This window comes from Streptomyces sp. NPDC056835, assembly GCF_042789485.1.
In the GTDB taxonomy this organism is placed as follows: Bacteria; Actinomycetota; Actinomycetes; order Streptomycetales; family Streptomycetaceae; genus Streptomyces.
The window spans coordinates 462-26,607 of sequence record NZ_JBHUBB010000029.1 but is presented as its reverse complement, the minus strand read 5'-3'; the positions used below and the strand labels follow the sequence as shown (position 1 = coordinate 26,607).

21 protein-coding genes are annotated in these 26,146 nt (G+C 72.6%); 7 read left to right on the top strand and 14 right to left on the bottom strand.

Annotated elements, in window-relative coordinates; all coding sequences use genetic code 11:
* Nucleotides 1-3: 3 nt before the first annotated feature.
* From ACFRMN_RS28545 to ACFRMN_RS28530, 4 genes are read right to left on the bottom strand one after another with little or no spacing between them, the layout of a single operon-like run.
* A complete protein-coding gene (locus tag ACFRMN_RS28545; protein WP_383024495.1) occupies nt 4-1,341 on the bottom strand; it encodes a cytochrome P450 in 1,338 nt (445 codons plus the stop codon).
* Nucleotides 1,338-2,564: a beta-ketoacyl-[acyl-carrier-protein] synthase family protein gene (locus ACFRMN_RS28540; protein WP_383024492.1), complete on the bottom strand. Its 1,227-nt coding sequence runs from the start codon at nt 2,562-2,564 to the stop codon at nt 1,338-1,340. The genes ACFRMN_RS28545 and ACFRMN_RS28540 overlap by 4 nt, the downstream gene beginning before the upstream one ends.
* Nucleotides 2,561-2,809: a phosphopantetheine-binding protein gene (locus ACFRMN_RS28535; RefSeq protein WP_383024490.1), complete on the bottom strand. Its 249-nt coding sequence runs from the start codon at nt 2,807-2,809 to the stop codon at nt 2,561-2,563. The genes ACFRMN_RS28540 and ACFRMN_RS28535 overlap by 4 nt, the downstream gene beginning before the upstream one ends.
* Before the next feature lie 38 nt (nt 2,810-2,847).
* Nucleotides 2,848-4,059 (bottom strand): SDR family oxidoreductase, encoded by a 1,212-nt coding sequence (locus tag ACFRMN_RS28530; RefSeq protein WP_383024487.1) that lies wholly within the window; start codon nt 4,057-4,059, stop codon nt 2,848-2,850.
* A gap of 463 nt (nt 4,060-4,522) precedes the next feature.
* Between ACFRMN_RS28530 and ACFRMN_RS28525 the strand changes: the two genes are divergently transcribed.
* Together ACFRMN_RS28525 and ACFRMN_RS28520 are read left to right on the top strand one after the other, a co-directional pair.
* Entirely contained in the window at nt 4,523-6,916 is a 2,394-nt protein-coding gene (locus ACFRMN_RS28525; protein ID WP_383024485.1) for an MMPL family transporter, read from the top strand.
* Nucleotides 6,913-8,217 carry an aldehyde dehydrogenase family protein gene (locus tag ACFRMN_RS28520; RefSeq protein WP_383024482.1) on the top strand — a complete coding sequence of 435 codons (1,305 nt, stop codon included), beginning with the start codon at nt 6,913-6,915 and terminating at the stop codon, nt 8,215-8,217. The genes ACFRMN_RS28525 and ACFRMN_RS28520 overlap by 4 nt, the downstream gene beginning before the upstream one ends.
* A gap of 40 nt (nt 8,218-8,257) precedes the next feature.
* Here ACFRMN_RS28520 and ACFRMN_RS28515 read toward each other — a convergent pair whose 3' ends face one another.
* The 3 genes from ACFRMN_RS28515 to ACFRMN_RS28505 form a co-directional block, all read right to left on the bottom strand.
* Complete coding sequence (locus ACFRMN_RS28515; protein ID WP_383024479.1) at nt 8,258-9,538, bottom strand: MFS transporter; 1,281 nt, start codon at nt 9,536-9,538, stop codon at nt 8,258-8,260.
* A gap of 113 nt (nt 9,539-9,651) precedes the next feature.
* Nucleotides 9,652-10,266, bottom strand: a complete 615-nt coding sequence (locus ACFRMN_RS28510) for a DUF1349 domain-containing protein (RefSeq protein ID WP_383024477.1) — start codon at nt 10,264-10,266, stop codon at nt 9,652-9,654.
* A gap of 82 nt (nt 10,267-10,348) precedes the next feature.
* Nucleotides 10,349-11,881 carry an aldehyde dehydrogenase (NADP(+)) gene (locus tag ACFRMN_RS28505; RefSeq protein WP_383024475.1) on the bottom strand — a complete coding sequence of 511 codons (1,533 nt, stop codon included), beginning with the start codon at nt 11,879-11,881 and terminating at the stop codon, nt 10,349-10,351.
* 231 nt (nt 11,882-12,112) lie between these two features.
* On the opposite strand from ACFRMN_RS28505, the gene ACFRMN_RS28500 reads away from it, so the two are divergent.
* A complete protein-coding gene (locus ACFRMN_RS28500) occupies nt 12,113-12,883 on the top strand; it encodes an IclR family transcriptional regulator (RefSeq protein ID WP_030353710.1) in 771 nt (256 codons plus the stop codon).
* A gap of 122 nt (nt 12,884-13,005) precedes the next feature.
* Complete coding sequence (locus ACFRMN_RS28495) at nt 13,006-14,454, top strand: peptidoglycan D,D-transpeptidase FtsI family protein (RefSeq protein WP_383024472.1); 1,449 nt, start codon at nt 13,006-13,008, stop codon at nt 14,452-14,454.
* Between the two features lie 54 nt (nt 14,455-14,508).
* On the opposite strand, the gene ACFRMN_RS28490 is transcribed toward ACFRMN_RS28495, so the two are convergent.
* The 4 genes from ACFRMN_RS28490 to ACFRMN_RS28475 form a co-directional block, all read right to left on the bottom strand.
* Nucleotides 14,509-16,122 carry an amidase gene (locus ACFRMN_RS28490; protein ID WP_383024470.1) on the bottom strand — a complete coding sequence of 538 codons (1,614 nt, stop codon included), beginning with the start codon at nt 16,120-16,122 and terminating at the stop codon, nt 14,509-14,511.
* Complete coding sequence (locus ACFRMN_RS28485; protein WP_383024468.1) at nt 16,119-16,421, bottom strand: hypothetical protein; 303 nt, start codon at nt 16,419-16,421, stop codon at nt 16,119-16,121. The genes ACFRMN_RS28490 and ACFRMN_RS28485 overlap by 4 nt, the downstream gene beginning before the upstream one ends.
* A gap of 301 nt (nt 16,422-16,722) precedes the next feature.
* Entirely contained in the window at nt 16,723-17,901 is a 1,179-nt protein-coding gene (locus ACFRMN_RS28480) for a hypothetical protein (RefSeq protein WP_383024465.1), read from the bottom strand.
* Nucleotides 17,898-18,899, bottom strand: a complete 1,002-nt coding sequence (locus tag ACFRMN_RS28475) for a 5-dehydro-4-deoxyglucarate dehydratase (RefSeq protein ID WP_383024463.1) — start codon at nt 18,897-18,899, stop codon at nt 17,898-17,900. The genes ACFRMN_RS28480 and ACFRMN_RS28475 overlap by 4 nt, the downstream gene beginning before the upstream one ends.
* Before the next feature lie 266 nt (nt 18,900-19,165).
* Here ACFRMN_RS28475 and ACFRMN_RS28470 point away from each other — a divergent pair, with 266 nt between their 5' ends.
* Together ACFRMN_RS28470 and ACFRMN_RS28465 are read left to right on the top strand one after the other, a co-directional pair.
* Nucleotides 19,166-19,975: an NAD-dependent epimerase/dehydratase family protein gene (locus ACFRMN_RS28470; RefSeq protein WP_383024460.1), complete on the top strand. Its 810-nt coding sequence runs from the start codon at nt 19,166-19,168 to the stop codon at nt 19,973-19,975.
* A 101-nt stretch (nt 19,976-20,076) separates the two neighbouring features.
* A complete protein-coding gene (locus ACFRMN_RS28465; protein WP_383024707.1) occupies nt 20,077-21,309 on the top strand; it encodes a TerD family protein in 1,233 nt (410 codons plus the stop codon).
* A 99-nt stretch (nt 21,310-21,408) separates the two neighbouring features.
* Here ACFRMN_RS28465 and ACFRMN_RS28460 read toward each other — a convergent pair whose 3' ends face one another.
* The 3 genes from ACFRMN_RS28460 to ACFRMN_RS28450 form a co-directional block, all read right to left on the bottom strand.
* The gene (locus ACFRMN_RS28460; RefSeq protein ID WP_046495701.1) at nt 21,409-21,636 is read right to left on the bottom strand and encodes a hypothetical protein; all 228 of its coding nucleotides are present in this window, start codon (nt 21,634-21,636) and stop codon (nt 21,409-21,411) included.
* Between the two features lie 63 nt (nt 21,637-21,699).
* On the bottom strand, nt 21,700-23,277 hold the full coding sequence (locus ACFRMN_RS28455; RefSeq protein ID WP_383024457.1) for a TROVE domain-containing protein: 1,578 nt from the start codon (nt 23,275-23,277) through the stop codon (nt 21,700-21,702).
* Between the two features lie 345 nt (nt 23,278-23,622).
* A complete protein-coding gene (locus ACFRMN_RS28450) occupies nt 23,623-25,041 on the bottom strand; it encodes an alkaline phosphatase PhoX (RefSeq protein WP_383024454.1) in 1,419 nt (472 codons plus the stop codon).
* A gap of 106 nt (nt 25,042-25,147) precedes the next feature.
* Between ACFRMN_RS28450 and ACFRMN_RS28445 the strand changes: the two genes are divergently transcribed.
* Entirely contained in the window at nt 25,148-25,912 is a 765-nt protein-coding gene (locus ACFRMN_RS28445) for an SDR family NAD(P)-dependent oxidoreductase (protein WP_383024450.1), read from the top strand.
* The last annotated feature ends 234 nt before the right edge of the window (nt 25,913-26,146 follow it).

Genomic DNA, 26,146 nt, shown 5'->3' with positions numbered 1-26,146 from the left:
CTCCTATGGGCAGGTGTCCGCCGGGAGCCGGTCGAGCCGGCGCAGACAGGTGCCGTGCCAGGTCAGTTGACCGAGGGGGACGGCGAGGCTCAGCCGCGGGAAGCGGCGGAAGAGGCCGGTCAGCGCCTCGTGCACCAGCTGACGTCCGAGCGCCGCGCCGAGGCAGTAGTGGGGGCCGTGCCCGAAGGAGAGATGACCGGCGGCGGTACGACGGTGCCCGGCCACGCGCTGCGGATCGGCAGGCCCCGGATCGGCTCGTAGCGGATCGGCTCGTAGTGGATCCGGCCAGGTGGCAGGGTGGAGATTGGCGGCGAGTACGGACGTGACGACCACGGCGCCGCGTGGCAGCGGGACGCCCGCGAGGGCGCAGTCGTCCCGCGTGAACCGCCAACCCGTGTGCTGGAAGGGCGGATTCAGCCGCAGGATCTCCTCGGTGACCGCCGTGGTGTACGCGGGGCCGCCGCCGTGACCGTCGCCGAGGCCGTGCCGTACCTCGGGGTGCCGCAGGGCCATGAGGGCTCCCGCCGGAACGACGGTGGACAGCGAGTCGACCGTACCGATCAGCAGCATGCCGAGCATCCCGGCCAGTTCGGCGTTGCCGATCCGTCCGCTCTGCCGGGCGTGCAGCAGGGCCGTGGCGGCGGTGGGGACCGGGGAGCGGCGCGCGGCGCCGATGATGTGCAGGACGGTCTGGGCGAAGACGCGGTGCGCCGACCGGGCCTCCTCGGTGCCCGGGACCGCCCCGCTGGCGGCGAGGGCGGCCGTCACCGCCGCGTCGCACCGCTCGGGCACGATGCCAAGGATCTCCCCCGCCGTCGCCCCGGCCAGGGGCAGCGCGAGATCGGTGACGAGGTCGATCCGGTCGCGGCCGGCCAGCGAGCCGATGAGCCGGGCCAGGACGTCCCGCAGCCGCGCGCCCGTACGCTCCGTCGCGGCTGCGGTGAAGTACGGGGCGACGATACGGCGCAGCCCGCGGTGGCGTTCCCCGGACGCGGAGAGCAGCTGCGGCGCGTGGGCGAAGAAGTCCTCGGGGTAGCGGCGGTCCGGGAAGCCCTGCACCGGCCCGCCCAGCTCACCGATGTCGTTGGTCAGCCGCGGGTCGGTGAGGACACCGCGCGCCAGGGCGGGGTCCGTGGCGGCCCACGCGCGCAGACCGCCGCCGAGCGTGACCGGGCGCAGGGCGGGCCCGTCCGGTGCGGTGAGGCGCCGCGCGGCGGCGGTGAATCCGCGCTCGTACAGGGCCGGACAGGCCAGCGGGACGGAGACCGGGACCGGGGCGGGTGCCGGGGTAGGGGCCGGGGCGGGTGCCGGGTCCGGGACCGGCGAGGGTGTGCCCGTCATGCGGTGGTGAAGACGAGGGCGGTGTTCTGCCCGCCGAACCCGATGGAGGTGCTGGCCACGGCGCTCATCCCGTGCTGTCTGGGCACCTTGCTGACGATGTCGAGGCCGACGGCGGGGTCCGGCCGGTCCAGATTGGCGGTCGGGTGGATGGTCTGGGTGGTGAGGGTCAGCACGCTGACCGCGGCCTCGATCGCCCCGGCGCCCGCGATGGCGTGCCCGATGACGCTCTTGGTGGCGGTGACGGGCGGCGGCGCACCGAAGACGGTGCGCAGGGCCTCGGCCTCGCTGATGTCGTTGGCGGGCGTCGAGGTCGCGTGGGCGTTGACATGGCCGATGTCGGCGGGGGTGAGTCCGGCGCCGGTCAGGGCCGTGCCCAGCGCCTGTACGGTGCCCCGTCCCAGCGGATGCGGGCTGGTCCAGTGGTGGGCGTCGCAGCTGGAGCCGTGACCGGCCAGCCGCGCGTGGACGGTCGCCCGGCGGGCCCTGGCGTGACCGGTCTCCTCCAGGACGAGGACGCCCGCGCCCTCCCCGAGGACGAAGCCGTCCCGGTCCGTGTCGAAGGGGCGGGAGGCCCCGGCGGGGTCGTGCCGGCGCGTGGACAGGGCGCCCATCCGCCAGAACGCTCCGGCGGCCAGCCGCGAGGCCCCGGCGGATTCGCTGCCTCCGGCGATGACGATGTCGCAGGTCCCGGAGACGATCAGATCGTGGGCGAGACCGATGGCGGTGGCGCCGGAGGCACAGGCCGTACTGACGGCGAAGTTGGGCCCGGTGGCCCCGCAGTCGATGGCGATCTCGGCGGGCGCCATGTTGGGCATGGAGCGGGGCACGATCGTCGGCGAGAGCGCCCGGTGGGCGCCGCGCGCCAGTTGTCCGTACGAGAGCGGCGCGGTGTCCTGGCCGCCGGAGCCGACACCGATGACGACCCCGACCCGGTCGCCGTCCCAGTCGGCGGGGTCGAGCCCGGAGTCCGCGAGGGCTTCCCGCGCGGTGAGCAGCGCGAGATGGACGAACCGGTCGGTGCGCCAGACGATCCGCCGGCCGATGGCCGCCGACGCGTCGAAGTCCGGGATTCGGCAGGAGAAGTCGACGGGGAGACCGTCCAGCCGGTCGTCCGGCGCGGCGGTGGAGGTGCCCTCGCACAGGCGCTCCCAGGTCGCCTTCGTCCCCACGCCCGCGGGGGTGGTGAGGCCGAGTCCGGTGACCGACACCGAGCGCCGGGTCATGAGGCGACGGCCGCTGTCGCGCGCAGCCGCGTGAAGGCCTCGGCGGCCTGCGCCAGCGTCACGGCCGGCGAGAAGGCGGTCTCGATCTCCGGGAGTTCGATGCCGAGCTGGTCCTCCAGGACGACAACGGTCTCCGCCAGGGCGAGAGAGTCCATGTCCAGGTCCTCGAAGGTGGTGGACGGGGTGATCTCGGCCGGGTCGATGCCGAAGTGCTCGGTGACGATGGCGATGATCCGGGCTTCCATCGAATCGCTGATGGTCTCTCCTCGGGTTGGTGGCCGCGTCAGCGAGCCACGAGGGGTGGGGTGAGTGCCGCGTCCAGGTACGGGTTGTCGACCGGGGCCGGCGGGCGGACCAGTCTGCGGCGTTCCAGCTCGCACACGCTGGTGCGTTCGTAGCGCCGCCGCAGCCCGAGATAGGCCGTGGCCTCGGCGCCGTACAGATCCACGGCACGCTCCAGACCGCTGGGGCGGGGCCGTTCGGGGACGAGCGTGAGACGCAGCCAGGGGACGGACCGCTGAAGCGCCTCGTTCACCCGGGTCACCGGTGTCTCTGTCGGGTGCACGATGTGGTGGACGCGCGCCCCGGGCGGTACGTCCGACGTGTTCGTGGTCGACACCTGCTCGGCGAGGCGCAGCATCGCGCGGGCCGCGTCATCGACCTGGAGGAGGTTGATGCTGGCGTCCGGAGCACCCAGCAGGCGGATGGTCAGTCTCCCCGAGGCGTCGAGCGGGGCGGAGGAGGCGTCGACGAGGGCCCGGGGGCCGTGCCTGAGGAAGAGGGCGAGCTTGGCGGCCAGTACGGCGTAGGTGTGCTGTGGGGCGCGTGGCAGGGCGGCCCGGTCGCTGAGCAGCACACTGGGCCGGAAGACCGTGGCGCCCCGGCCCTGGATACGCGCCCAGTCGTGGACCAGCCGCTCGGCGCGGTGCTTGGACTCCTCGTACGGCGTGAGAAAGCCGTCGGCCTCCAACTGCCGCTCCGGTACGACGCCGTCGAGCCGCGCTCCGGCGACGAACGCGGTGCTGACATGGAACAGATGCGGAGCGCGGCGGCCGACCGAGGCCAGCGCGAGGATCTGCCGGGTGCCCTCCACATTGGTCCGGTGCAGTTCCCCGGGGTCTCCGTGCAGTTTGGTCAGCGCGGCACAGTGCAGAACGGCGTCCACACTGTCCGCGACGGCCTGGAACTCGCCCTCGGACAGGCCGAGTCGGGGGCGGTCGAGCGTGATCTGGACGGCGCGTACCTGCTGCGCCACCCGCTGTACGGTCTCGGCCGGCGCCCCGGCTGAGCGCAGGGCCAGCGCGAGAGAGGCCATGGCCCGGTGCGGGGGTTTGCGTACCAGCGCCACCACCCGGGTGCCCTGCGGCAGCAGACGCAGCAGCAGATACGAGGCGAGGAAGCCGGTGGCTCCGCTGACGGCGATCGTGGAATCGGCCAGGGCGGGGGTGGTCGAGTCGGGTCCGGGGCGGGGCACATGAGGCGCGGGGCCGGGCACGTGAAGTCCGGGGCCGGGCATGTGAGGTGCGGGGCGGGGCACGTGAGGTGCGGGGCCGGGCACTCCGGACTCGGGTTCGGACTCGGGTTCTGGGTCGGGCAATTCGGGGTCGGGCATGCCGTCTCTTCACATTCTTCGCGGGGAGCGTCCAGTCGCTCGGAGACCCACTCATCGCCCCGGAGTTCACCGGAACCGGCTCACGAGGAGACCGAACTTATCCCGGCCGACCGGCTTTAACCGCTCCTTATGCGCGGCCAGAGGGCCTTCCACTCCATCGAGTGACCTACCTGCTTTACGTATTGCCCTATGGATTCACTCGTGTGAATGCGGACCGGTACCGGCCGTGCCGGAGACGGGCACCGCGTCGTTCCCTCCGTGGCATTGCCCTCATCCGCACTGCCCCCTCGTCATACAACGATCGTCGTAGGCCGATCGTCGTACACAGAACCGGAAGGAGCGGCGCGTGGATACATGCCCCACGATGCCCCGGGGCCTGAGCCGGCTGCTGACCGCGACCGGGCGCGGCGCCGTGCACTGCCGCCGCGCCGTGCTGTCGCTGGCCGCGGCGGTAACCCTGCTGTGCGCACTGGCCGGTTACGACGTCGCGGCCCGGCTGGTCAGCGGAGGCTACGTCCCCGAGTCCGCGCCCTCCGCCCAAGCCCTCAAGGCCATGGAGGACTTCGGCGGCGGCGCCCCCGGCTTCGTACTGCTGGCGCGCGCCGAGGGCGGCGTCGACGCACCCGGCGCCCGGCGCGCCGGGGAGCGGCTGGTCTCCCGGCTGCTCGCCGACAGCCGGGTCAGCGGGGTGGACTCCTACTGGACCGGCGCCGTACGCCCGGGCCGTCCCGCGCCGCCGGTGACCGACGCATCGCCCGTGACCGACGCGTCCGCGCTGACGCGGGCGCTGCGCACACCGGACGGGCACACCGCCGTGGCGCTGGTACGGCTGCGGGGCGGCGCCGGTGAGGTACGGGCCGCGGTGGACCGGCTGCTGCCCGAGGTCACCGGCGCCCAGGGTCCGCTGGAAGTCGGTGTGACCGGGCAGGCCGCCGCGCTCAGAGATCTGGAGTCGCAGAGCGAACGGGACCTGCGCACGGCCGAACTCCTCGCCGCCCCCGCCGTGTTGCTTCTGCTGCTCTGGGCCTTCGGAAGCCTGTGGGCGGCGCTGCTGCCGCTGGCCGTCGGCGCGGTGGCGGTCGCCGGCGCGCTGGCGGTGCTGCGCGCGCTGACGGAGCTGACGGACGTGTCGGTGTTCGCGCTGAACCTCACCACCGCCGTTGGTCTGGCGATGGCCGTCGACTACAGCCTGTTCCTGGTCGCCCGCTACCGGGAGGAACGCGCCGGCGGTGTCCCGCACGACGACGCGCTGCGCCGGATGATGATCACGGGCGGGCGCACTGTCGTCGTCTCCGCGGCCGTCGTCGGGGCCGCCCTGACGGGGCTGCTGCTCTTCCCCCTGTACTTTCTGCGCTCCCTCGCCTGGGCGGGCCTCGCGGTCGTGGCGCTGGCCGCCGCGGCGTCGCTCCTGCTGGTCCCCGCCGCCCTGGCCTGTCTGGGCGAACGCCGGGCGGGCACCGACTGGTTCGCGCGGCGGCGGCTGCGCGGAGCGCCGGAGGACGGGCGCTGGTACCGGCTGGCGACCACGGCCATGCGGCGCCCGCTGGCGGTCACCATCGGGGTCGTCCTGATCCTGGCCGCGCTCGCGCTGCCGTTCCGGCACGCGGTCTTCGGGCTCAGCGACGAACGCGTACTGCCCGCCACCGCGCCCGTGGCCACGACGGCGCGCGCCCTGCGAACGGAGCTGCCCTCGGTCGCCGCCTCCTCCCTCGATGTGGTGCTGCCGCGCTGGCAGGCCGACTCACCGCGGCGCCTGGCCGAGCTGGACGACTACGCCCGCCGGCTGTCCGCGCTGCCCGGAGCGGCCGGAGTGCGCACCGTCACCGGTCTCTACGCGTCGGGACGCCCCCTGCTGAGCTGCCCCGCCCGGCCCGGCGATCCCGCCATGGCAAAGGCCACCTGCGCCGATCTCGCCGGCCGCCATCGCGCGGCGGCCGGGACCTGGGTCGCCGTGAGCGGCCCGGCGGCGGCCTACGGGCCGGAGAGTACGCGGCTGGCCCGTGCCGCACGGGCTGTCAGTGCCCCCGCCGGAGCCCGGCTCGCCGGGCCGGCGGCGGAGCTGGCCGACATCAAGACCGCCCTCGCCCAACGGCTGCCCTACGCGGCCGGGTTGGTCACCCTCTGCACCCTGGCCCTGCTCGCGCTGTTCACCCGTAGTCTCTTCCTGCCCGTCAAGGCGCTGCTGATGAATCTGCTCAGCCTCACGGCGACCGCCGGCGGCATGGTCTGGATCTTCCAGGAAGGTCATCTGCGCTTCCTGACCGGTGATTTCACGGTCACCGGCACCACCGATCCGCTGACCCCGATGATCGCGGTGTGTCTGGCCTTCGGGCTCTCCATGGACTACGAGGTACTTCTGCTCTCCCGTATCGGTGAGGCCCATGCCCGTACGCGCGACACGGTCCGGGCCACGGCGGCCGGACTCCAGGCGGCGGCGCCGCTGTTCACCGCCTCGGCCGGGGTCGTCGTCGCCGTACTGCTCGCCCTGGCCACCGCGGACATCACGGTGATCAAGCTCATCGGCGTGACCGTCGCGCTGTCTCTCCTCCTTGACGCCCTGCTGATCCGCCCGCTGCTGGTTCCGGCGGTGATGGCACTGGCGGGGCCGGTCAACTGGTGGCTGCCGCAGGGGATCCGGCGCCGTCCCCCTAAGTCGGTCACGCGTCCCCGTACCCCTGTGGAACCCAACGCTGTGGAACCCATCGCCGAGCCCAACGCCCCCGTGGGAGGCCGCCGATGAGCCCGCTCCCCCGGCCCCGGGTCACCGCCACCGCGCTGCTCGGCGGTCCGCTGCCCGCCGCCGCGCTGCACGCCCTCGCGACCAGGGGCAGCGGGCCCGTCAGCGAGGTACAGAGCCTGCTGACCGGCCGGCCGGCCGCGACCGTGCCGCACTCCACGCCCGCCGATGTGTTCACGGCGATCGCCACCGCGGCCGACGCGCAGCGCGTATGGGCCCGGCGTACGGAGCGCGACCGGCGTGCCGCCCTGGCCCGGCTGGACCGCTGGATCGCCCGGCACCGTACCTACCTCGGTGAGCTGCTGGCCCACGGCGCCGGTCTGTGCGGCAGGGACACCGCGGCCGAACTGCGCGCCGCGGGGCGCGCCCTGCGCCCCGGCCGCCGTACGGTCCTTCCGCGCCCCCGTGGTGTGCCGCGGATCCGCGAACTGCCCCGGCCGCGACCGGCCACGTCCGTCGCCACGCACACCGACGACAGCAGGCCGCTCGCCTCGCTGCTCGAAGCCGCGGTGCCCGCGCTCCTCGACGGCAGCGCCGTCCTCAGCCATGTCTCCCCACGCGCCGCCGTGCTCGCCGCGCGGCTGTGCGCGGCAGCGGTCGCGGCCGGTCTCCCCGCCGGGATCTGGCGGCTGGTCATCGCCCCGCCCGGCTCGCTGACCGCCGCGGTCCTCGACGAACACGCGGAGACGGTGATCCCGCCCTGCTGCCCGGCGCCCTGCCCCGGAGCGCGTCGGCCGGGCCTGCTGGTGGTACGGCACGACGCCCGGCTGCGTACGGCCGTCGCCCAGGCCGGCCGCGCCTGCTTCTCCCGGGCGGGGCAGGGCTGTACGGCCGCGCCGCTCATCGCCGTACACGACACGCACCACGGCACGTTCCTGCGGCGGCTCGCCAGCCTGGCCGCCCAACTGCCGGCGGGCGCGCCGGGCGTGCGGTCCTCCGCCCTGTCCTCGCTCCCGGGACGCGGCCCCTGCGCGGACTTCGCGCGCTTCGCGCGGAGCATCGCCCACGACGCCAGGCTCCATCCCGTCCTCACCGGCGGACACCGCCCGGACCTCGCCCCCTATCTGCACGAACCCGTCATCGCCGGGACGGCCGGTGGCCCTGGCCCCGGTCCGCTGCCGGATCCGGCGCTGCTCACCGCACTTCCGCCGGGACCGCTCGCGCTCGTCGTCCGCTACACCCACTGGTCCGACGTCCTCACGCTCGCCCGCCACACCGGCCGGCACGCCACCCTGATCACGAACGGCCGGTCCGCGCACCTCGCCGCCCAGTTCGCGGGGCTTCGGGCAGCTGACATCCACTAGACGAGTAAGTCCGGCCTCGAACCACGGCACGGGGCGGGTGTCATGGCGCGGGCATCGCGTCTTCCTTCTCGGCGTAACCCGGTGCGGCGTCCACCGTGTTCACGGGGCGCGGCGCCCGGAGGGAGCGGACCTGGGGCGAGAGCAGCGCCGCGCCCGTGGCGAGGATGACGAGGGCCGCGCAGCCGACCAGCGCGGGACCGGTGCCGACGCGCTCGGCGACGGGGCCGGCGACCAGCAGACCGAGCGGTGCGAGGGCCACGGATCCGAACAGGTCGTACGCGCTGACGCGGGACAGCGCCTCTTCGGGGACCTCGCGCTGGATGGTGGTGACCCACAGCACCCCGAAGATGTCGTTGGCGATGCCCGAGCAGAACATGGCGACGGCGATCGACCAGATCGGCGCGTCCACGCCGAGCAGGATCATGGGCGCGGCGAACGGGAAGGTGGCCAGCACCGCGACCAGCATCGGCCTGCGCACCCGGATACGGGCGGCGATGCCCGCGCCGGCGAGCATCCCCAGCGCCTGCGCGGCGATGATCAGCGACCAGGCCCGCGCGCCGCCCAGATGGTCGTTGGCCGCCAGTGGGCCGAGGACCCCGACGGTGGCGTTGACGGCGGCGACGACGAGCGTGTACTGCGCCACGACGACCCACAGCCACTGCCGTGAGAAGAACTCGTACCAGCCGTCCCGCAGATCGGCCCAGCCGGAGGACGCGGCACGGGGCCGCCTGGTGAGCCGCAGACCGTTCACGAGCACCGCGCTGAGCACGAAGGAGACGGCGTTCAGCGCCAGGGCCCAGCCCGCCCCGACGAAGGCGACGGTCACCCCCGACAGCGCCAGACCGAGCAGCGTCGCGCTGTTCGTGCCCATCCGCAGCAGCCCGTTGGCGCGCTGCAACGCGCTCTCGGGAACGATGAGCGGTACGACCCCTTCCAAGGCCGGCATGAACAGCGCGGTGGCCGTCCCCGCCAGAACCGCCAGCGCGCACAGGGCCCACAGCGGCGCGTTCCCCGTGAGGATCATCGTGGCCAGTCCCGCGTAGGCGGCGGCGCCGACGACATCGGCGAGCACCATCAGCCGCGATCGCGACATCCGGTCGGCGATCACCCCGCCGACGAGGATGAACAGCAGCATCGGCAGCGCCTGGCAGGCCAGCACCAGCGACAACTGCCCCGGCCCGGCCCCGGGCAGGGCGAGGACGGCGAAGGCCAGGGCGACCCGGGCGAACGCGTTGCCCAGAACCGAGATGGTGCGTGCGGCGGCGAGCAGCAGAAATCGCCGGTCGCGCAGGAGCGGCGGCGCCGCCGGAGCTGCTGTCATGGCCGGTGACCTTAGGCCGTGTCGCGGTGACCGGTGTGCCTTTCAGGACGGGGACACACCCGGCCGGATCGCCCGGGGCCGGCGGTGCCGTGCCCGCCCCGGGCGGCGGAATCTCAGCTACCGTCCCGCGCGTCCGTCAGTCCCTTCGGCCGGAAGACGATCCTGTCGTATGTCACCGCGCACCCCTCGCCCGTGGGCGACTGCGCCAGAAAGCCGACGCGCGCGGACGCGGCGCCCGCGGGCGTGCCCAGCGTGAAGACGCGGACGAAGGTCCACCGCTCGCCGTCCGGGGAGGCGTGGAAGGCGAACGCCCGGCCGGTGCGGCTGATCCGCAGCCAGTAGCTGTCGCCGTCCACCACAAAGGAGTTGGCGTCGTCGGAGTGGCCGCGGGTGACGACCGTACAGATCGTCGGGCGCTCCGGCGACAGCTCCAGGCAGAGCTTGGCCCAGTGCTGTGCGTCGGCCTCCAGCGTGAGCACTCCCGCGTCGAAGGCGGCGGCGAAGCCGACCGTGACGCGGGCGATCAGCTGGAAGTCGCCGTCCGGGATGCCGAGCAGGCGCGGCGCGTCGGAGGCCGGCTCCAGGGACACGCCCGCCGGTGGTACGAAGCGGTCCTGCCGGGCGCCCGCCCGGCCGGTGAGCGCTCCGTCCGCGTAGCGCCACGCGCCCTCGGGGCCGTACGGCCGCAGCGGGAACGGCAGTTCGGGGAGGTCGATCCGGTCGCTCATGCGCTCGGCTCACCGTTCTCGTATCGCGGATCTCGTATTCACGAAGCTCCGATCTCAGTTCTCGGAGCTCCGATCTCGGAGCTCAGTTCTCCGGACGGCCGTCCACCCGGCGCGGCAGATCCAGGGGGTTGTCGTCACGCAGCTCCGCAGGGAGCAGCGCGGCCGGGGTCGACTGGTACGAGACCGGGCGCAGCCAGCGCTCGATCGCCGTGGCGCCGACCGAGGTCGAGGTGGAGGTGGTCGCCGGGTAGGGGCCGCCGTGGTGCTGTGCGGGGGCGACGGCGACACCGGTCGGCCAGCCGTTGACCAGGACGCGTCCGGCCAGCGGGGTCAGTTCCGCGAGCAGCCCGGCGGCGCCCGGCGCGGTCCCGTCGGCCTCCTCCTCGGCGAGCTGGAGGGTGGCGGTGAGATTGCCGGGGAGCCGGGAGAGTACGGACGTGATCTCGGCCGGGGAGCTGTACCGCGCGACGACGGTCACCGGGCCGAAGCACTCCTCCAGCAGCAGATCGTGTGCGCCGTCGGCGGTCAGCAGCTGCGCGTCCACCGTCAGGAAGCCCGCGCTGACGGTGTGTTCACCGCCGGCGCCGGGGGTGATCGGGGCGTCCACGCCGGGCAGCGCGGCCCGTTCGCGTACGCCCGCGACGAAGGCGTCCCGCATCCGGTGGTCCAGCATCACCCCGGGCTCGGTCTCGCTGACGGCCGCCGTCAGGGACTTCACCAGCCGGTCGCCCGGCTCACCGGCCGGAGCCAGTACGAAACCGGGCTTGGTGCAGAACTGCCCCTCCCCCAGCGTCATCGAGCCGGCCAGCCCCGCACCGATCTGCTCGGCGCGCTCGGCCGCGGCGGCCTCGGTGATCACGACGGGGTTGAGCGAGCCCAGCTCGCCGTGGAAGGGGATGGGCGTGGGCCGGGCGGCGGCGGCGTCGAAGAGCGCGCGTCCGCCCCGTACGGAACCGGTGAAACCGGCCGCCGACACCAGCGGGTGCCGTACCAGCTCGACGCCCGCCTCGAAGCCGTGCACGAGATTCACCACGTCCTCCGGCAGCCCCACTTCCGCGGCGGCCCTGCGCAGCACGGAGGCGCACAGTTCGGAGGTGGCGGGGTGGTCCGGATGCGCCTTGACGACGACGGGACAGCCGGCCGCGAGCGCGCTCGCGGTGTCGCCACCGGGCACGGAGAAGGCGAGTGGGAAGTTGCTCGCGGAGTAGACGGCGACGACACCGAGCGGCACCTTCCAGCGGCGCAGATCGGGCCAGGGCGGGGTGCGGTCGGCGTCGGCGTGGTCGATCCGTACGTCGAGGAAGGCTCCCTCCTCGACCACCTCGGCGAAGGCCCGCAGCTGGGCGGTGGTACGGGCCAGTTCGCCCGTGAGCCGGACGGGGCCGAGCGCGGTCTCCGCGTCCGCGGCCTCGATGACATGCTCTCCGGCCTCGTCGAGCAGATCGGCCGCCGTACGGAGCAGGGCGGCGCGCGCGGTACGGTCGGCGAGCGCGGCCCGCGCGGCGTGCGCGCCGCGTACCGCGCGGTCGACCTCCTCCGCCGTCGCCTCGTGCGCGACCTGCTCGCGCTGCTTCCCTGTTCGGGGGTCGACACTCCAGACTGGTGCTGCTGCCACCGCGACTTCCCTTCCCGACGTACCGATTGAGCGACGTACCGTACGAGCGACTGACCGTGCGAGCGACGTACCGTGCGAGCGACTTACGGACCGCTGACACCCCTCAGGACTTGTTCGGTATTCTGAACAGAGTTCCTGATGGTGAATCGCTAGGACTCTATTTCCGCGCGTTCCGTGTGGTCAAGAGTGGTCAGGAGAACAAGCCAAGTGGGCGAGAAGGGGCGAGGGACGATGTCGACCGCGGAGACCGGTGGCGCACAAGTGAAGTCCGCGGTGCGGACGGTGGAACTGCTGGAGTACTTCGCGGGACGCCCCGGCATGCACTCGCTCGCCGCCGTCCAGGAAGCGGTCGGATACCCCAAGTCCAGCCTCTACATGCTGCTGCGCACGCTGGTGGAACTGGGCTGGGTGGAGACGGACGCGACGGGCACGCGGTACGGCATCGGCGTACGGGCCCTGCTGGTCGGCACCTCGTACATCGACGGTGACGAGGTCGTCGCCGCCGCACGCCCCACGCTGGACCGGCTCTCCGACGACACCAGCGAGACCATCCACCTCGCGCGGCTCGACGGCACGAATGTCGTCTATCTCGCCACCCGGCAGTCCCAGCACTATCTGCGGCCCTTCACCCGGGTCGGCCGCCGGCTGCCCGCCCACTCCACCTCGCTCGGCAAGGCGCTGCTGGCGACCCACAGCGACGAGCAGGTGCGCAAGCTGCTGCCGGAGACCCTGCCCGCCCTGACCGAGCACACCATCACCGACCGCGAGAAACTCATCGAGGAGCTGCACACCGTACGGGAGCAGGGCTACGCGGTGGACCGCGAGGAGAACACGCTCGGGCTGCGCTGCTTCGGTATCGCGATCCCCTACCGGACACCGGCGCGTGACGCGATCAGCTGCTCGGTGCCGGTGGCCCGGCTCACCCCCGGGCACGAGCAGATGATCAAGGACACCCTGTTCGACGCGCGCGACCGGCTCACGCTCGCCACCCGGCGGCTCTGACCGGCGCCCCTGACCGGCGGCTCTGACCGGCCGGTGGATTCGGTCATGCCGAGGATGAGGAATTCCTGAGAAGCGAGCGGGGCGGGAACGCCGTCCCCGCCGCCGCTCGTCCCTCATACGGGATGAACAAGACGATCAGACACACAGCGGTCATCTGTCTGCTGCTGGTGCTCGCCCTGCTGGTGCGGGCCACCTGGGTGCAGGCGTACGAGGCCAGGGCCCTCGCGGACGACAAGCACAACCGGCGGAACATCATGGCGCAGTACGCGCAGCCGCTCGGTGACATCATCGTGGCCGGCTCGCCGGTCACGGGCTCCAGAAAGACGGCGAGCGGCGATCTGGCGTACGAGCGCACGTACACGGACGGCGCGCTCTACGCACCCGTCACCGGCTACAGCTCACAGGCGTACGGCTCGACCCAGCTGGAGGGCATCTACTCCGGTGTCCTGGACGGGACGGACAGCCGGCTGAAGAACCCGCTGGACGCGATCATGGGCAAGCAGACCGCGCCGGGCGACGTACTGACCACGATCGACCCCGCCGTGCAGGAGGCCGGATACCGCGCGCTGGGCGGCAAGAAGGGCGCCGCCGTGGCGATCGACCCGGTGACCGGACGGGTGCTCGGGGTGGTCAGCACGCCCTCGTACGACCCCACGAAGATCAGCGGTACCACGGACGGCGACGCCTGGCAGCAGCTGACCGGGGACGCGGAGAAGCCGATGGTCAACCGCGCGCTGCGGCAGCCGCTGCCGCCGGGCTCGACGTTCAAGCTGGTGGTCGCGGCGGCGGCGCTGGAGGACGGTCTGTACGGCTCGGTCGACGAACGGACCGACAGCCCCGATCCGTACACCCTGCCCACCACGACCACCGTTCTGCGCAACGAGAACAGCTCCGCGCCGTGCGAGAACGCCACCATCCGCACCGCGCTCGAATACTCCTGCAACACCGTCTTCGCGAAGATGGCCGACGAACTCGGCCAGGACAAGGTCCGCGCGATGGCGGAGAAGTTCGGGTTCAACGACGCCACGCAGGAAATGCCGGTACGCGCCTCACAGAGCGTGTATCCGTCCGGCATGGACCGGGCGCAGACGGCGCTGACGGGGATCGGCCAGTTCGATGTGACCGCGACCCCGCTCCAGATGGCCATGGTCTCGGCGGCTCTGGCCAACGACGGACTGCTCGCGGCGCCGCACATGGTGTCGAAGGTGGTGGACGCGAGCGGCGACACCCTCCAGTCGTACCAGGACGGCGATACGCGGCGGATCGTCTCCTCGTCGACGGCCGAGCAGCTGCGCAGCGCGATGGTGGCGGTCGTCCAGGACGGTACGGGGACGAACGCGCGGATCGACGGCGCCGAGGTGGGCGGCAAGACGGGCACCGCGCAGCACGGCGTGGACAACGTCAACACGCCGTACGCCTGGTTCACCTCGTACGCGAAGGACTCGTCCACCGGCAAGCAGGTGGCGGTGGCGGTTGTCGTGGAGGACTCGGGCGCGGCGCGTTCGGAGGTCAGCGGGAACGGTCTGGCCGCGCCGATCGCGCAGAAGATGATGGCGGCGGCGCTGAACTGACCGGGCGCCCCCGGCCGCGCGGGGCATGACGCACGGCCGGGGGAGCGGGGGCCGTTACGCGCTCTGGGCGGCCGCCTCCTCCGCCGTGAGCCGCGGCCGGCCCGCGCCCGCCGCGCGCTTGGTGCCCGGCCCGGAGGCCGCCGGGGCCGCGGGATCGGCGGGACGGCGGGTGTGCCAGTCGGTCACCGCCTGGTAGGCGGCCGCGACCTCCAGCAGCCGGTCCTCCTCGTACGGCGCACCGCCGAGGATGACCCCGGAGGGAAGCCCCGCCGTGAACCCGATGGGGAAGGCGATCTCCGGCAGTCCGAGGATGTCGAACGGCACGGGTCCCGTCTGGAGCAGCACGTCGCAGCGGGACAGGACGCCGTCGAGGACCTCGCGGAGCAGATGGTTCTTGGCCCGCTGCGCCGTGATCCACTCGTCGCCGGAGAGCATCAGCCCCTGGAGCCAGCTGAGCAGCGAGACACCGAACAGGGCCGGGTCCTCGCGCAGCCAGTGCCGGAACGGTTCCGTCCGCTCGGACAGCCGCGCGTCGTTGAACATGCCGGTCAGCAGCGGCCAGTCAGCCGGATAGGTGATGTCGACCAGCGTCACGCCTGAGATGGCGTCGATGCGGTCGAGGAACGCCTTGCGCACCTCCGTCGCGGAGTTGAGGAAGTCCGCGGGCACCCCGATCCGGGTGGCCCTGCGCATCCGTACGGCGCCGCCCCGCCCGGCCACGGGGGTCGCGGCCCGTACGAGATCGGGGAGGCCGGGCAGCCCGAGCGTGCGCGGATCGTGCGCGTCGGGCCCCGCCATCACGGCGAGCATCAGCGCCGCGTCCATCGCGTCGCGCGCCAGCGGTCCCGGATGGTCCCGGGTGTACGACAGGGGGATCACGCCGTACGCGGAGACCCGGCCCATGGTGGGCTTCAGCCCGGTGAGGTTCTGCCGGTTGGAGGGCAGGACGATGGATCCGCCCGTCTGCGTGCCGATGGAGGACGAGGCCATCCGGCCGGCGACGGCGCAGGCGGGGCCGGTGGAAGAACCGCCCGGATCGGTGGCCGGGTTGTCCGGCGTCCACGCGTTGACGGTGGTGACCGTCCCGTTCGGGGTGGTCGCGCGCGTGGTGGCGAGCGGGCCCATCTGGCCCTTGCCCAGCACGATGCCGCCCGCGGCGGTGAGCCGGGCGACCGCGGTGGCGTCGTGGTTGGGGACGAAGTCCGCGAAGATAAGGGAGTTGCAGCGCGTCGGCACACCGCGCGTGAAGTAGTTGTCCTTGACGCAGAGCGGGATGCCGCTCAGCACCCCGCGCCGCCCGCCGCTCCGGTCGGCCTTGCGCGCCGCGGCGAGCGCGGTCTCGCCGGTCACCTCGGCGTACGCCTGATAGGTGGAGTCGTAGGTCCCGATACGGTCGAGATACGCCTCGACGAGGGCGGTGGACGTCAGCTTGCGGCGACTCATCAGGACCGCGGCTTCGGCGAGGGTCGCCTCCGTGGGGTCGCGGCGCGCCGCGTCACGCACGTCGATGCCGGCCCCGTCGAGGTCGGGGACGTACGGCCGGGAATTCCCCGTACTCGCCTGGGAGACGGCGGCGGCGGGCGGTGCGAGGGCGGTGCCGCTCACGACAGCGCCCGTCACGGCCGCCGAACCGGCCAGGAAGATCCGGCGGTTGACGGCGCGGCTCATCGTGCGTCCGCCTTTCCGGTCCATGCCTCGGTGATCGACGGATAGAGCAGTGGCGGCGCGGCCTGCTGCGCGTACGCGGCGGTCGGCGCCCCGCTCACCGGCGGCGCCCAGCCCGCTATGGCCCCGGGGACCGTGGCGACGAAGGACCGCAGCGAACGCAGCGCCTGGTCGCGGGTGGGCACGCCGGTCGCGGGGTCCGGCTGCGTGGGCAGCAGATCGAGATCGACGCCGGCCAGCGCCAGTCTGGTCCGTATGTAGGCGTCCAACTGCTCCTGTGTGGGTGGCTGAGGCTGGCTCAACAGAACCTCCGGGATGCGCATGCCGTGCGGGGGGGGTGCAGCCTGGACTTCATCAGCCGTCGATATCCGCCCCATTGAGCACATGCTTCACGGGAGTTACAGAGAACGCTCAGTCCCCGCCGGGCCGGAGCCACTGAATGTTCCCAACGCGCCGGCGCCGGCGCTCGGCGCGGGTCTGATCGCGCTGGCCGGCCCGGCCGTACTGCTGCCGGTGACCGGGGCGGCCGGGCTGCTCACCGCACTGGCGCCGGCCGCCCCTGGTCACGCGCGGAAGAAGACCCCCCGGCCGCGTCCGCCCCGCTCAACCACCGAGATCCGACAGCGCCTCCCGGACGGCCTTCAGATCCGCGTCCGAGGCCAGTCCCGCGTGATACAGCCGCAGTTCGGTCGCTCCGAGCGCCTTCGCCCGCGCCGCGTCGTCGGCGAGAGCGGCCGGGGCTCCGCCCATGCCGGTGACAACCGTGAAGTTCGCGGCCAGGACGGACGCTTCGGTGCCGTGGCCCGCGAACGGGCTCAGCATCGTCTCCGCCGCGCCCCCGGTGCAGGGCAGGACGACCCCGTCCGCGACCCCGAGGATGTGCGCCGGGTCCACCCCGGCGTTGGCGCCGACGTGATACGACTCCGGGTCGGCGTGCAGCAGCACCTGGAAGCCGGGCCCGGCCGCCGCCCGTACGGCCGCGACCGCCCGCTCCTGGAGCGTACGGGCGACCGAGCCGCGCCACTCGGCGGTGACGGCGGCGAGATCCGCACCGAGAAGCTTCTCGACCGAGGACCAGCCCGCCTCGTCGGAGCCGCTGGCCCAGGCAGGCCCCAGCGCGCGCCGCACGGCGGCGGCCAGTTCGTCCGGCGGGGCCCCGAGGCCGGCGTACCCCTCCCGGCAGACGGCGCAGAAGCAGAGCGACATCAGATACCGCGCCGCGTCGCCGAGGCCGACGCCCGCGATCTTGTCGTGGGCGTGCAGATGCGCGAGCCCGTACCAGCCGCAGGACTCCAGCTCGGTGCCGTGCGCCCCGGGCCGTACGGCGGCCTCGGCCGCCAGCTCCACCAGATACGCGCCGACCGCCGGCCGGGCGATACAGGGCGCCCAGGGGTAGCGGTCGCCGTAGGCGTTCACCACGGAGGTCTCGGGACGCTCGGCGCCGAGGCGGGAGTTGTGGGCGAGGACCACCCAGCTGTGCACATCGAGACCCGCGTCGGCGAGGGCCGCCGCGGCCTCGCCGTACGCGTCGCCGGGGGCCCAGGACCCGGCGGGGTACGGACGCGGCTCATGGCGCGCCCAGCGCGCGTCGTCCACCGGGTAGAGGACCGCGGCGTGTTCGGCGGTGACCACGCGGTGGCGCGGGTGGCGCGGGGTCAGCGCGCGGGTGGAGTGGTAGGCGGAGGCGAGGGTGACCTGCCGGACGCCGAGGTCCGCGATCCTGGCGGGGGCGTCCGGGTCGCCCACCACGTCCCAGGGGTAGAGGAAGGCCGAGGTCTTCACGCGGCGCCGCCTTCCGTACCGGTCCGGGTGCCCGCGCCGTCCTGGTCCTCGTCGCCGTCGTCGCCGCGCAGCACGGCCCGGCCCCGCTCGATGATCTCGGCCAGTTCCTTGATGTGCGCGGGCTGTGGCTCGCTCAGTGGCGGCCGTACCTCCCCGACGTCCAGTCCGCCCAGCCGGACGCCCGCCTTGACGAGCGAGACGGCGTATCCGCGTCCTTTGCCGCGCAGTTCGACCAGGGGGCGGTAGAAGCTGTCCAGCAGCCGGTTCACGGTCGTGTCGTCGCCGGTGGTCAGGGCCCGGTGGAAGGCGAGCGCGATCTCGGGGACGAAGCAGAAGACGGCGGAGGAGTAGAGGGTGACGCCGATGCCCCGGTAGGCGAGACCGGTGAGTTCGGCGGTGGGCAGGCCGTTGAAGTAGAGGAAGTCGCGGTCCGGCTCCTCGGTGCGTACGGCGCTGAGGATGCGCTGCATCAGTTCGAGGTCGCCGTAGCCGTCCTTGAGGCCGGCGATGCCGTCCACGCGGGCGAGTTCCACGACGGTCTCGGGGGTGAAGACGGCGTTGTCGCGCTGGTAGACGATCGTCTCCAGCGAGGTGGCGCCCGCCAGCGCGGTGTAGTGGCGCAGCAGGCCCTCCTGGTCGGCGACGACCAGATAGGGCGGCATCGCGAGCAGTCCGTCCGCGCCGGCCTCCTCGGCGAGCCGCGCGTACTGGACGGCGAGCGCCGTGCCGTATCCGGCGCCGGCCACGACCGGGACGCGCCCCGCGGTCTCCTCGACGGCCGCGGCCACGCAGGCGCGGAACTCCTCCGGGGTGAGGGCGTGGAACTCGCCGGTGCCGCAGCAGGCGAAGACGGCGGCGGCTCCCGCGGCGACGCCTTCGCCGACATGCGCGCGGTACGCGTCGAGGTCGAGCGCGCCGTCGGGCCCGTACGCGGTGACGGGGAAGAACAGCGGCCCGGCCACTTGAGTCAGGCGGGCGGCGAGCGGGGCTGAGGTCACGGGCGCTCCCTGGGCCATGCGTCGAGCGGCGACCGCTCGTGCACAATTATGATCGATGTCCATATCCCTGAACGACGCCACGCTAGGGCAGTCGCGCGCCACGGGTCAAGACGGAAAACCGCAACCCAGAGACGGATTCCCGCACTCCGGGCGAGACTTGACGGTGCTCCGCCCCACTCCCTAGTTTGTCCACGCATGTGAATTCTATTTACGGATCTGAGTCTGTATCCGTGCGCCCGGTTCCGAGCCGCGAGGAGATCTCCCCCATGCCCGCACCCCGTACCGTCCTGCTCACCGGCGCCGCCGGCGGCCTCGGCACCCTGATGCGGGGCCTGCTGCCCGCGTACGGCTACGAGCTGCGGCTCTTCGACGCCACCCCCATCGAGGGCGAGCCCGAGGCCATCACCGCCGATCTCGCGGACAGGGAGGCGCTGCGGGAGGCGGTCCGGGGCGTCGACGCGATCATCCATCTCGCGGGCATCTCGCTGGAATCCACCTTCGACAAGATCCTGCGCGCGAACATCGAGGGGACGTACAACCTGTACGAGGCGGCCCGCGCCGAGGGCGTCGGACGCACCGTCTTCGCCTCCAGCAACCACGCGGTCGGCTTCACGCCGCGCCCGCGGGCGGACGACCCGCTGATCCCCGTCGACACCCCGCGCCGCCCCGACACGCTCTACGGACTCTCCAAGTGCTTCGGCGAGGACCTGGCGCAGCTCTACTGGGACCTGCACGGCCTGGAGACCGTCTCCGTACGGATCGGTTCCTGCTTCCTGGAGCCCAGCACCGTCCGCATGCTCTCCGTCTGGCTGAGCCCCGGCGACTGCGCGCGGCTCTTCCACGCCGCCCTCACCGCCGAGGGCGTCGGCCACAGCGTCGTCTACGGCTCCTCCGCCAACACCCGGCTGTGGTGGGACCTCACGAGCGCGCGGGCGCTCGGCTACGAGCCGCGGGACGACTCGGAGCAGTACGCCGAGAAGCTCGTCGCGGAACAGGGCGAACTCGACCCGGACAACCGGGACCACGCCTTCCTGGGCGGCACGTTCGCCACCAACCCGCCGCGATGGCCCTACTAGGCCCTGTCGATCTTCGCGAGGACCTGGACGCGCCGGACCCGATCGGCGGAAGGTAAGGGAACGGCAAAGCGGGGTCGTTCGTTACGTCTGGCATGACAGCTATGACCCCCGGCTCGAACATCCCCCTTCCCACCGCCCATGTGGCGGTGGACGTCGCCGCTCCCGTGCGGCTCGACGTATCGGGCCTGCTGCTCACCGCCGACGGCAAGGTGCGCTCAGACGACGACTTCATCTTCTACAACCAGCCGACGGGCCCCGGCGTGACCTACCGCTCCGGCGGCGGCACGGCGCCCGACGCGATCGTCGTCGACACCAGCGCCGTGCCCGCCGGCATCGAGAAGATCGTCGTCACGGCGAGCCCGGACGCGGCGGGGCAGAGCTTCCAGGGCATCGAGCCCACGGCCACGATCCGCGACGCGGGCAGCGGCGGCGCGCTCGCGACGTTCACGCCGCCCCAGCTGGGCGCCGAGACCGCCCTGGTGGTCGTGGAGATCTACCTGCGCAACGGGGCGTGGAAGGTCCGCGCGGTCGGTCAGGGGTACGCCAACGGACTGGCCGGGATCGCCACCGACTTCGGCGTCTCCGTGGAGGAGCCCGCGCCGGCCGCGGTCCCCGCCGCGGCTCCCGCCCCGGCCTCCGTCGCGCCCCCGGCTCCCGCCCGTAGCCGCGCGGGAGCCGACCCCCGGATCGCCGCTCCGCCGGTCCCCGCCACGCCGCCGGCCGCTCCCCCGGCCCCCGCCGCCGCGCCCGGCAGCGGCAAGATCAATCTGGACAAGGGCAAGGTCAGCCTCCAGAAGAACCAGACGGTGTCCCTGGTCAAGGGCGGCCGTCCGCTGCTCACCCAGGTCAAGATGGGCCTCGGCTGGGAGCCCGCGTACCGCGGCAAGGACATCGACCTCGACGCGTCCGTGATCGCCTATGGCCCCAACCGCAACCATCTGGACAGCTGCTACTTCGGCAAGCTCTCCATCCTCAACGGAGCGATCAAGCACTCCGGCGACAACCTCACGGGCGAGGGCGCGGGCGACGACGAGGTGATCGTCGTGGATCTCGGCCGGATCCCCGCCGAGGCGACCGGTCTGGTCTTCACCGTCAATTCCTTCACCGGCCAGAAGTTCACCGAGGTCGCCAAGGCGTACTGCCGGTTGATCGACGCGGCCACGAACGAGGAGCTGGTGCGCTTCGACCTGACCAGCGCCGAGCCGCAGACCGGCGTGATGATGGCCAAGCTGATCCGGCAGTTCTCCGGCGAGTGGGAGATGACGGGTCTGGGCGAGTTCGTCAAGTCCCGTACGGTCCGGGGCATGGTCAAACCCGCCGCGAAGATCCTCTGACGGGCGCTGGGCCGGGTGGCACGATGCCCCCGCGCCGTCGCGGGTCCTGAGGTCCGCGGCGGCCCGGGGGCACGGCCTCCAAGCTCCCGGTTCGGAGCTTCAGAGCTTGGTCAGCTTGGCGAAGGGGCTCAGGATCCTCCCCTGTCGCCCCGAGAAATCGATGAGCACGGCATGGTCGCCCTCGACTCCGATGACTCTTCCCAACCCGAACTGATCGTGCGAGACACGGTCTCCCACATCGAACTGCTCGGGCGGGGGTGAGGCCGGGGCCTGGCGGTTGAAGGGACTGGACGGCAGGTGGCGCCGGGATCCGGCTGACTTTGTCATTACTTTGAGTATGCGCCCAAGGAGCCCCGACGCGCCATGCCCGACGACCGACGGGCACCCGGATCACCCCTTCCAGGGCCAGCGGGCGTCCCGTCCCGCCTCCAGCAGCGGGACCATCCTGAAGGCCGCGTCGGTCAGCCCGCCGAACGTGTGCCGGCCTGCCTCGCCGGACGGGCCGTGCCCGGTCCGGTACCCCGCGAGGTTCCAGGTATAGACCGGGACACCGGCCGGGACCTGCGCCCCCGGGCCGCCCCGGGAGCTGTACGCGGCCTGCTCGTCGGTGACGATCAGCACCCGGTCATGGCGCCGGTAGTGGGTACGGACCGCCTCGGCCGTGTTCGTACCGCCGAGGTCGCCGAAGCGTTCCAGCACCTTCAGCACGGACTCGCCGCGCCGGTACTTCACCGGAGCGCTGCGCGTACCGAACTCCACCAGATCGGCGTCCGCCGCCCGCATCGCCACCGCCGTTCCGAAGATCGCCGCGGCGTCGGCGCGGTTCAGCTCGGAGCGGTCGGAGAGCGGGGACCACATCGAACCCGAACGGTCGACCAGGATCAGCGACCGGCCGGGCAGCGAGGGCACGTTGGCCAGTGAGTGGCCGAGCGCCCGCTCCAGCGGATACGCCCAGCGCAGCGACGGCGCGTGCTGGTACGCGGCGAGATAGCGGAACGGGAACTGCCGTGCCTTGGCGACCACTTCGGGATCCGCGATCCTGTCGGCCACCCGGGCGGCGACCTCGTCGCTGACACCCGCCTGATCGAAATTCCGCAGATTGCGCAGCAGGGCCATGGCGCCCATCGACGGAATGACTGCCTCCCAGGCAGCCGCGTCCATCGGCCCCTGGAGCCAGCCGGCCAGCGCCTCCCAGGTCATCCCCGCCTCAGCGAGCCGCGCCGCCCCGTCGGGAGCGGTGATCACCGCGCGCCGCCGCTCGACCGGCACCTCCATCAGGGCCCGGTGGGCGGTGAGCGTGCGATTCGACAGCGGCGGAACAGCCGCCTCCGGGTGGTGCCTGCGGTCGAGTGCGTAGCGGAACAGCTCGCCCTGCCACGCCTTCGCCGGGTCGGGCGAGGCATGCACCAGATTGAGGATGTCGCCGAATCGATAACCCTTCGCGGCGGTGTCGTACTTCAGCAGCGACTTTCCGTTGTAAAGCCGCCGCACGGCGTCAGCGATTCCACGCTTGACGGGCTTGGGCACATTGCGGCCGTATCGCGAGATCCAGTAACCGAGCAGTTCACCGGGCTCGTCCGCGCGCAGCAGAACGGAGTCGACCACCCGCCGGTTCGCCGGACCGTCCGTGGCGCCCGCGTCGAGCCGCGCCTTGACGTATTCGGCGGCGCCCACGATCGACGCGGTACGCAGCTGCCCCTCACCGCGCAGCCAGCCGAGCAGCCCGGCGGTCCACTCCGGTTCCGTGACGGCGAGCTGCCGCACGAGCGCGCGGAACCGCTCGTCGCGCGCCTCGCCGGACTCATAAGTCGTCTGCTGGGAAACGAAGTTGGCGACCGCGAGCAGGAACAGCTCAGACTTCGCCTCGCGCAGGACGCCAACGCCGCCCTCATGGGTACGGGCGACGGCGATCGACCGCACGGGCGAAGCGGGACGGGTGCTGGCCGCACGGGTATTGAAACGGGACATCAGAATTCCCCCGAATTCCAGAAATGGATTCCAGGGAGGGCACGACGGAACAGCGGCGGCCTCGCCTCCGCACGCCGCGCCTCCCGAGATCAGAATCGGCGGCGGCGTGATTTCATCCAAAGAAGTAGCCGCTGCCCGCGCACCGGGAGGTGCGAAGTGGTGTGTCCAGAGATCAAGGCCGGCGGAACCAACAGATGGTGCTCTGCCACTGAGCTACACCGGCATGAGTACCGATGGCGGGATTCGAACCCGCGGCCTCCCCATTATGAGTGGAAGTAGGTCCTGCCTGTCGCACCTGGACACGCATGACTTTAGAGAGGCAACGGGTCCGTCTGCCACAGGTTTTCAGTCCCGGGGAGAGCGCCGCCACGGGCCGGTGATGGCCAGCATGATGCCCGGCTCCTGGATATTGGCGAACAGCGTGCGGCCGTCCGGCGAGAACACGACACCCGTGAACTCGCTGTCATTGAGGTCGTTGCGCGCGATGGGGTACGTACGTCCGCGCTCCGTCGCCCCGAAGAGATGCTGAAGGCCCTCGCCGTCCTCCGCGATGACCAGACCGCCGTACGGCGAGACGGTGATGTTGTCCGGCCCGTCGAAGCCGCCGTCCTTGTCCGGATCCGCGTTGACGCCCAGCAGCACCTTGAGCGTCAGCGTGCGGCGGCGCGGGTGGTAGAACCACACCTGACCGTCGTGCGGCACGCCGGGGCTCTCGTCACGGGCGTACGAGGAGACGATGTACGCGCCGCCGTCCGCCCACCACATGCCCTCCAGCTTCCTGGCGCGCGTGACGTCCTCGCCGTCGAACTGCTTCCGTACGGCGACGGTCTTCCCGTCCCGGTCCGGTACGTCCACCCAGTCCACGCCGTAGACGGTGCCGATCTTCGTGGCGCGCGAGAGGTCGTCCACGAACCGGCCGCCCGCGTCGAAGCAGCGCGGCGCCTGGAGCACCCCCGCGTCATCGGCGAGCCCGCGCAGCTGCCCGCGCCCGTGCTTGAAGCCGTGCGGCGGGACCCAGCGGTAGAAGAGCCCGTTGGGCTCGGAGTCGTCCTCCGTCAGATAGGCGTAACCGGTACGGGGGTCGATGACCACGGCCTCGTGGTCATAGCGGCCGAACGCCTTGATGGGCTGGGGATTCCGGTTGGCACGGCGGTCGTACGGGTCGACCTCGAAGACATACCCGTGGTCCTTGGTCATCCCGTTCTGCCCGGCCCGGTCGGAGTTCTCCTCGCAGGTGAGCCAGGTGCCCCACGGGGTGCGTCCGCCCGCGCAGTTGGTGGAGGTGCCGGCGATACCGACCCACTCCGCGGTACGGCCGTCGCGGTGCGTCTCGACGACCGTGCAGCCGCCGGCCGCGGCGGGGTCGTAGACCAGCCCCTCGGTGAGCGGCACCGGGAACTCGTAGTCGCCCCTGGGACCGTCCAGCTCATGGTTGTTGACCAGCAGCGTCACCCCGCGCGGCCCCTCGAACGTGGCCGTGCCGTCGTGGTTGGACGGGGTGTCCTCGCCGGTCTCCAGCTTGGTCACACCGCTGTGCGTGATGACCCGGTACGAGAACCCGGCCGGCAGCGCGAGCATCGCCCGCGGATCGGGGACGAGCGGCCCGTAGCCCGGCGCGGGTACGGGCCCGGAGGCGACCTCGGGAGCGTCCTCCGCCGCCAGCGCGCCGGGCGCGGTGGCGAGCGCTCCGGCGGCGCCGGTGAGGACGAGTCCCGCCCCTGTCAGTGCGGATCTTCCGGTGAATTCCCTGCGGGTCAGCGGCATCGCGGTCTCCTGAAGGGGCACGTGTGTCGGGGGTACGCTCCCGACGCTCCCGCCCGCGGATAAACAGCGCTTGAACACCGCCCGACATCGAGAGGCCCGCTTTCCCATGAATCTGCCGTCCACCGGCCGCCGCGTCCTTGTCACCGGCGCCTCCCGCGGCCTCGGCCGAGCCGTCTCCCGCGCCTTCGCCGCCCAGGGCGACCGCGTCGCCGTCCACTACGGAACCCGCGCCGCCGACGCCCGCCACACCCTGGAATCACTGGCCGGCACCGGCCACGCGCTGGTGGGCGGCGACATCTCCGACCCGGCGGGCGCGGCGCGGGTCGCGGACGAGGCGGCCGACGCGCTCGGCGGGATCGACGTCCTCGTCAACAACGCGGCCGTCAACGAGCCCCACCCACTCCCCACCACGTCCTACGACGACTGGGCGGCGGCCTGGCAGCGCCACGTCTCCGTCAACCTCCTGGGCACGGCCCTGCTCAGCCACCGCGCCGCCCGCTCCATGATCGACCGCTCCACACCCGGCCGGATCATCAACATCGGCTCCCGAGGCGCGTACCGCGGCGAACCGGACCACCCGGCCTACGGCGCGACAAAGGCGGCGGTCCACGCCCTGGGCCAGTCCCTGGCGGTCTCCCTGGCCCCGCACGGCATCGCCGTCGCGTCCGTGGCCCCGGGCTTCTTCACCACGGAACGCGTAGCGTCCCGCCTCACGGGCGCGGAAGGCGAGTCGATCCGCGCGCAGAGCCCGTTCGGGCGGGTGGGCACGGCGGAGGAGATCGCGGGGGCGGTGGTGTGGCTGGCGTCGCCGGGGGCGGAGTGGTCGTCGGGAACGATCCTGGACCTCAACGGAGCGTCGCACCTGCGGTGAGCAGACGTGGTCCGGGGTGCGTTCGTCTTTGGCTGGGGCCGGGGTGCGCCTCCGGCGGGGGGTCGTTGCTCGGGTGCGTTTCGGCTGGGGCCGGTGGTGCGGTGCGGGTCGTTGCGCGGGGTGCGTTCGTCGTTGGCTGGGGTCGGTTTCCGTGTGCGGGTTGTTGCCGGGGTGCGCCTCCGGCGAGGGTCCGTTGCTCGGGTGTGTTTCGGCTCGGGCCGGTGGTCGGGGGCG